Raw genomic sequence first — 1,403 nt, 5'->3', positions numbered from 1 at the left:
CCTCCCGGGGTACTTTTCACCTTTCCCTCACGGTACTTGTCCGCTATCGGTCATCAGGGAGTATTTAGGCTTACCAGGTGGTCCTGGCAGATTCGCACGGGATTTCTCGGGCCCCGTGCTACTTGGGATCCTCTCCAAGCGGCAGCATACATTCCGGTTACGGGGCTAACACCCTCTACGGCCTGGCTTTCAAACCAGTTCACCTATGCACCTGCACTCACTTCACCAGTCCGGCAGAACTGATACGGAAAGTCCCGCAACCCCAGTGATGCAACGCCCGCCGGCTATCACACACCACTGGTTTAGCCTCTTCCGCGTTCGCTCGCCACTACTAACGGAATCACTGTTGTTTTCTCTTCCTGCGGGTACTGAGATGTTTCACTTCCCCGCGTTCCCTCCACGCACCCTATGTGTTCAGATGCGGGTCACCCGGTCACTCGCGCGCCGGGCGGGGTTTCCCCATTCGGACATCCTGGGATCACCGCTCGGTTATCAACTCCCCCAGGCTTATCGCAGATTCCTACGTCCTTCTTCGGCTCCTGATGCCAAGGCATCCACCGTGCGCCCTTAAAAACTTGACCACAAAGATCAACAATTAATATCGCTATCGAGAAAACCATGGAAAACCAGTACAAGACCGGTCACCAGGTTTATCTGAAATTGCACTTAATAATTTTTAAGATGCTCGCGTCCACTATGTAGTTCTCAAACAACAACCCCGTCACACCCATCCACCAGCCACCACCCCCCGCTAGGGAGGGCTCCGGCCGGTCTCCGGCATGCGCAGGAAAACCAGAAACAACAGATCCTGTTGCCTCAGGACCCAACAGTGTGCCAAACGATTACCCCGGACAACCGCCCGGACCGGCTTTCCAACCCCGCAAAAGAGGCGTACTCACAGACCCGGAACAACCCGGACAAACCTGTTCATTGATATTCCACCCATGAGCACCCGCCGAAGAACTGACGCCTTCGAAACGGGCATAACTCCTGGAAACCGTGCATCCAACACTGTGGAAGAACACAACACGTTTCAGGTGCTCCTTAGAAAGGAGGTGATCCAGCCGCACCTTCCGGTACGGCTACCTTGTTACGACTTAGTCCCAATCGCCGGTCCCACCTTCGACGGCTCCCTCCCACAAGGGGTTAGGCCACCGGCTTCGGGTGTTACCAACTTTCGTGACTTGACGGGCGGTGTGTACAAGGCCCGGGAACGTATTCACCGCAGCGTTGCTGATCTGCGATTACTAGCGACTCCAACTTCATGAGGTCGAGTTGCAGACCTCAATCCGAACTGAGACCGGCTTTTTGGGATTAGCTCCACCTCACAGTATCGCAACCCTTTGTACCGGCCATTGTAGCATGCGTGAAGCCCAAGACATAAGGGGCATGATGATTTGACG

General features: G+C 55.2%; 2 rRNA genes. Both read right to left on the bottom strand.

The annotated features are described in order from the left end of the window. Positions 1-581, bottom strand: a 23S ribosomal RNA gene (locus tag ACFV20_RS36960); the annotation flags it as partial. A gap of 467 nt (positions 582-1,048) precedes the next feature. Beyond that, positions 1,049-1,403: ribosomal RNA gene (locus ACFV20_RS36955) — 16S ribosomal RNA — on the bottom strand; the annotation flags it as partial.

The sequence above is a fragment of the Streptomyces sp. NPDC059696 genome (genome assembly GCF_042733745.1).
Lineage (GTDB): Bacteria > Actinomycetota > Actinomycetes > Streptomycetales > Streptomycetaceae > Streptomyces.
This window is presented reverse-complemented; position numbering and strand designations above follow the sequence as displayed.